At 72.7% G+C, this 4,846-nt stretch carries 3 protein-coding genes; 2 read left to right on the top strand and 1 reads right to left on the bottom strand.

The window, feature by feature from the left end; all coding sequences use genetic code 11:
* A partial coding sequence (locus DEIPI_RS35670) for a GAF domain-containing protein (protein WP_157463728.1) occupies window positions 1-1,700 on the top strand: 1,700 nt, incomplete at its 5' end.
* A gap of 322 nt (window positions 1,701-2,022) precedes the next feature.
* Complete coding sequence (locus DEIPI_RS31715) at window positions 2,023-3,456, top strand: S8 family peptidase (RefSeq protein WP_052351777.1); 1,434 nt, start codon at window positions 2,023-2,025, stop codon at window positions 3,454-3,456.
* Window positions 3,457-3,509: 53 nt separating this feature from the next.
* Here the strand turns inward: DEIPI_RS31715 and DEIPI_RS31710 are convergent.
* A partial coding sequence (locus DEIPI_RS31710; protein ID WP_342667519.1) for an MATE family efflux transporter occupies window positions 3,510-4,846 on the bottom strand: 1,337 nt, incomplete at its 5' end.

The following is a 4,846-nucleotide window of genomic DNA, read 5'->3' as shown; positions in this document are numbered from 1 at the left end:
AGGTGGGGTCGCGCTACACGCGCGGCCTCCTCGCGAGCGGCAACTATCCGTTCACGGCGCTCGTGGGTCTGCCGCTCGCGGCGCGCGGCAAGACCTTCGGCGGGCTGGTGCTGTACTTCGAGGGGCCCCTCCCGCTCGACGAGAACGACCTGAGCCTCGCGGAGGTCTTCGCGGCGCAGGCGTCCCTCGCGATCGAGAACGCCCGCCTGTACGAGGAGGAGGTGCGACGCGAACGCGAGACGGGCGTGCTGCTGCAGCTCTCGCGGCTGCTGGGCGGGCGGCGCGAGGAGGGCGCGCTCGCGGAGGCGGCGGAGCGTTCCGTCCTCGCGCTGGGCGCGGAACGCGGCCTGATCCTGCTGTTCGACGAGGACGGCGAGCCCGCCGAGATCGGCGCCTTCCGGCTGGGCGTGAGTCCCGAGGACGCCGCGCACCTCGCGCTTGGTCTCGGGCGCGGCCCGCGCCGCCTCACGCGCCGGGCGGCGCTGCGCGGCTCGGGCAGCGCCATCGTGGTGCCCCTCAGGTCCGGCGACGCCCTCATCGGGGTGCTGTACGCCGACTCGCACCGTGAGGAGGCCCCGTCGGACCGGGCGATGCAGCTCGCGCGCGCCATCGGGGATCAGCTCGCGCTCACCCTGGGGCAGGAACGGCTGCTCGCGGCGCTCGAACGGGAGGAGGCCCGCTACCGGCTCCTCGCGGAGGGCGCGCACGACCTCATCATCGCCTGCGACTCCGGCGGGCACGTGACGTACGCGAACCCCGCGACGCTGCGTCTGCTGGGGGACCTCACGGGCCGCTCGCTGTGGGAGCTGCTCGGCGAGGAGTGGCACGTGACCTTCCAGCGGGCCTGGAAGGACTGCCTGGGCACGCCCGAGCGCGGCGTCACCTGTGAGGTGGAGCTGACGGGCGTGTCGCGCGCCTCGCGGCTGGAGGTGCGCCTCAGCGCCGTCGTGCGCGACCGTGAGGTGCTGGGCGTGCTGCTCGTCGCACGTGACCTCAGCGAGCAATTGCAGCTCGCCGAGGAGATCGCGCGGCGCGGGCAGGCGCTGGAGGCGGCGTCCGCGAGGCAGCTGGAGCTGCGCTCGTACCTGTCGCTGTTCACGCAGGCGCAGGAGGAGGAGCGGCGGCGCATCTCGCGTGAGCTGCACGACGACACGGCGCAGGTGCTCGTCGCGATCGGGCGGCGCCTCGATCGCCTCGCGAAGAACCTGACGGGAGAGCCGCGCGCCTTCGCGGAGGACGTCCGCTCGGACCTCAACGCCGCGATCGAGTCGGTGCGGCGCTTCGCGCGCAACCTGCGTCCCAGCGTCCTCGACGACCTGGGACTGCTGCCCGCGCTGGAGTGGCTCTCGGCGCAGGCGCGGACGCCCGCGCGGCTGGAGGTGCAGGGGCAGGAGCGGCGCCTGCCGCCCGCGACGGAACTCACGGTGTTCCGGCTGGTGCAGGAGGCCCTCACGAACGTGGACAAGCACGCGGGCGCGCAGAGCGCCGCCGTCCGGATCGTCTTCCAGGAGGTGGACGTGGCCGTCACCGTCTCCGATGACGGGGCGGGCTTCGACGTGGACGGCGCGGGCGAGCTCGCGCGGCAGGGGCACCTCGGGCTGATGGGGCTGCGCGAGCGCGTGGCGCTCGCCGGGGGCGTGCTGGACGTGGAGAGCGCGCCCGGCGTGGGCACGTCCCTGCGCTTCACCCTGCCGGGCTGAGCGTCGTCCTGAAGGTGGGGTTCATGAGGGCGGGCGTTCCCGACGGCTGGAACCGGTCACGTTCGAGACGCCCCGGCAGGCGGGCCACGGCACGTGCGGGACCGATGGGGCGCTCCACCCTGGGAGCGCCCTCTTCATTGCTCGCTCACTTTGTGCTGAATTGACCTCACATGTAATTTTTCACGACATCGCCCAGGCGAGCGGGGTACCTTGCACATCACCAAACGAACGCGAGCACGTGCTGGACGGGACTCCTCCTCCCGCCGGTCCACCCGTCGTGCGGAAATCGGTGTCGTCCCCACGGGGACGGAAAGGGTTATTCATGCGGAAACTGCACCTCATCGTCGGTCTCGGACTCCTCCTCGCCGCCTGCGGACAGCAGAGCACCAGCACGACCACGCCCGCCGCGTCCTCCGGGACGGGCGAGCTGCGCAACGGTCCCTCCACCGTGGAGGCCGCCAGCGGCCCCGAATTCGTCGCGGGCGAGCTCATCGTGAAGTTCCAGGACGGCGCCACCGCCCAGAGCGTCAGCCAGCAGAGCGGCGTGCGCCTCCAGACCCTGCGCGAGCTCTCCGGCGGCGCGACCCTCGTGTCCGTCTCCGGCGGCGTGAGCGCCCAGAGCGAGGGCGCGCTGCGCGAGCAGACCGTGAGCGCCCTCTCCACCCTGCGCGCCGCGGCGGCCGGGCAGATCGAGTACGCCCAGCCGAACTACATCTACCGCGCGACCGCCACGCCCAACGACACGTACTACACGTACCAGTGGCACTACCGCAACATGAACCTGCCCTCCGCGTGGGACGTCACCACGGGCGCGAACAGCCCCGTCGTCGCCGTCATCGACACCGGCAAGACCGCGCACCCCGACCTCGCGAACAAGTGGGTCGGCGGGTACGACTTCATCAGCAGCACCAGCATCTCCGGCGACGGCAACGGCCGCGACAGCGACGCCACCGACGTGGGCGACCGCACCACCAGCACCGGCACCTCGTCCTTCCACGGCACGCACGTCGCGGGCACCATCGGCGCCGTCACGAACAACGCGAGCGGCGTCTCCGGCGTCAACTGGAGCGCCCGCATCCTGCCCGTGCGCGTCCTCGGCAAGGGCGGCGGCACCACCGCCGACATCGTCGACGCGATCCGCTGGGCTTCCGGCATCTCCGTCACCGGCGTCCCCGCCAACGCCTACCCCGCGAAGGTCATCAACATGAGCCTCGGCGGCAACCTCGGTGTCGGCAAGACCTGCTCCGTGGACGACCCGGCCGAGCAGTCCGCCATCAACGACGCCGTCGCGCGCGGCACCACCGTCGTCGTCGCGGCGGGCAACGACAACGACAACGCCTCGCACTACTCGCCCGCGTCGTGCAACAACACCGTCACGGTCGCCGCGACCGAGACGCGCAACTACCGCGCGCCCTACAGCAACTACGGCAGCTACGTCGACCTCGCCGCGCCCGGCGGCGACACCAGCGTCGACCGCAACGGCGACGGCTACGTCGACGGCGTGCTCAGCACCCTCAAGTACGACGACGGCACCTACGGCTACAGCTTCTACCAGGGCACCAGCATGGCCACCCCGCACGTCGCGGGCCTCGTGAGCCTCATGTACGCCGTGAAGTCCACCATCACCCCCGCGCAGGTCCTCACGACCCTCAAGAACGCCAGCACCCCGCTGAGCAGCACCGCCTGCTCCGCCGGTTGCGGCGCGGGCCTCGTGGACGCCCGCAAGGCCGTGGACGGCGCCCGCGCGCTGCCCTGAACCCACCCTCCGGCAGGAAGGGCGCCCCCCGGGGCGCCCTCCTTTCTTGGCGCTCAGTCGTGCGCGGCCGCCACCTCCGCGCCCACCTCGTGCCAGCGCACGCGGCGCGAGCGCACCTCGAAGATGGCGAGCTTCACGAGCTCCTCCAGGACGCGCGCGGCGAACAGGCCGCCCACGCCGAGCCCCAGGGGGAACGCGAGGAGCCACGCGAGCGGCAGGCCCACCGCGAAGGCGCCCACCACGTCCCCGAGCAGCACGCCACGCGTGTCCCCGGCGCTCGGCAGGACGCCGCCGCCGCGGATCATGTTGCCCACCTTCGCCCACTGGAAGACCGCGTTGATCACGATGCCCCACACGGCCACCGCCAGCACGTCCGCGCCCACCCTGGGGTAGAGCGTCGGCAGCGCGAACGCCGTGAGGCCGAACAGCACCCCGAACCCCACGCCCGTCAGGAGGCCCGTACGGACGATGACGTTGGCGCGCAGCAGGGCCAGCTGATGGTTCCCGCCGCCCACGGCCTGCCCGATGAGAGACGTCGCGGCGGACATCAGCCCGAACGAGCCCACGATGAAGATGCCCTCGATGGTGTTCACGATCTGCACGCCCGCGAGCGCGTCCGTGCCGACCCGCGCGAAGAGCAGCGTGAACAGCAGCGTCCCCACGGACCAGAAGAGCTCCGTCGCGGTGAGGGGCAGGGTCAGGGTGAGGAGCGACCGCGACACCGACACCCACTCCGAGAGGACGCGCGGCGGCGCCCACGACGCGTGCCGCCGCCCGCCGTAGAGCCGCCCGAGCAGCGCCGCCGCCTTGAAGGCCTGCGCCGCCAGCGTGGCCCACGCCGCCCCGGCGAGGCCCAGCGCGGGCAGGGGGCCGGGCCCGAACACCAGCAGGTACGCGAGGACGGAGTTGACGACCACCGCGATCATCGTGACGGTCATGGGGGTGCGCGCGTGGCCCAGCGAGCGCAGCACGCCGCTCGCGACCGCGCCGATCACGACGAGCGGGAGGCTCGCGACGACCAGGCCGTAATAGGGGAGGGCGGCCTCCACGACGCGCGCGTCGGGACTCAGGAGGCGCAGCAGGGGCGCGGCGGTGAGGGCGGCGACGACCGACACGAGGACCGCCACGAGCGTGGCGACCGTGAGGCCCACGGTGGTGGTGCGGCTCACGCCGCGGGTGTCCCCGGCGCCGAACGCGCGCGCCGCGAGGATGGACGCGCCGCCGCCGAGGGTGGACAGGGTCAGGACGCCGATGAAGGTGACGCTGTTGGCGAGGCCGACGCTGGCGATGGCGACGGCGCCGAGGACGCCGACGATGACCTGGTCCACGAATCCGAGCGCCAGCTGGAAGACCATCTCGAGGCTGACGGGAACGGCGATGCGGGCGATGT

The sequence above is a fragment of the Deinococcus pimensis DSM 21231 genome (assembly GCF_000519345.1).
Lineage (GTDB): Bacteria > Deinococcota > Deinococci > Deinococcales > Deinococcaceae > Deinococcus_A > Deinococcus_A pimensis.
This window is presented reverse-complemented; position numbering and strand designations above follow the sequence as displayed.

Excerpts from the sequence above, each read along its gene's own strand:
- DEIPI_RS31715 (WP_052351777.1), top strand. The coding sequence starts at position 2,023 with ATGCGGAAACTGCACCTCATCGTCGGTCTCGGACTCCTCCTCGCCGCC.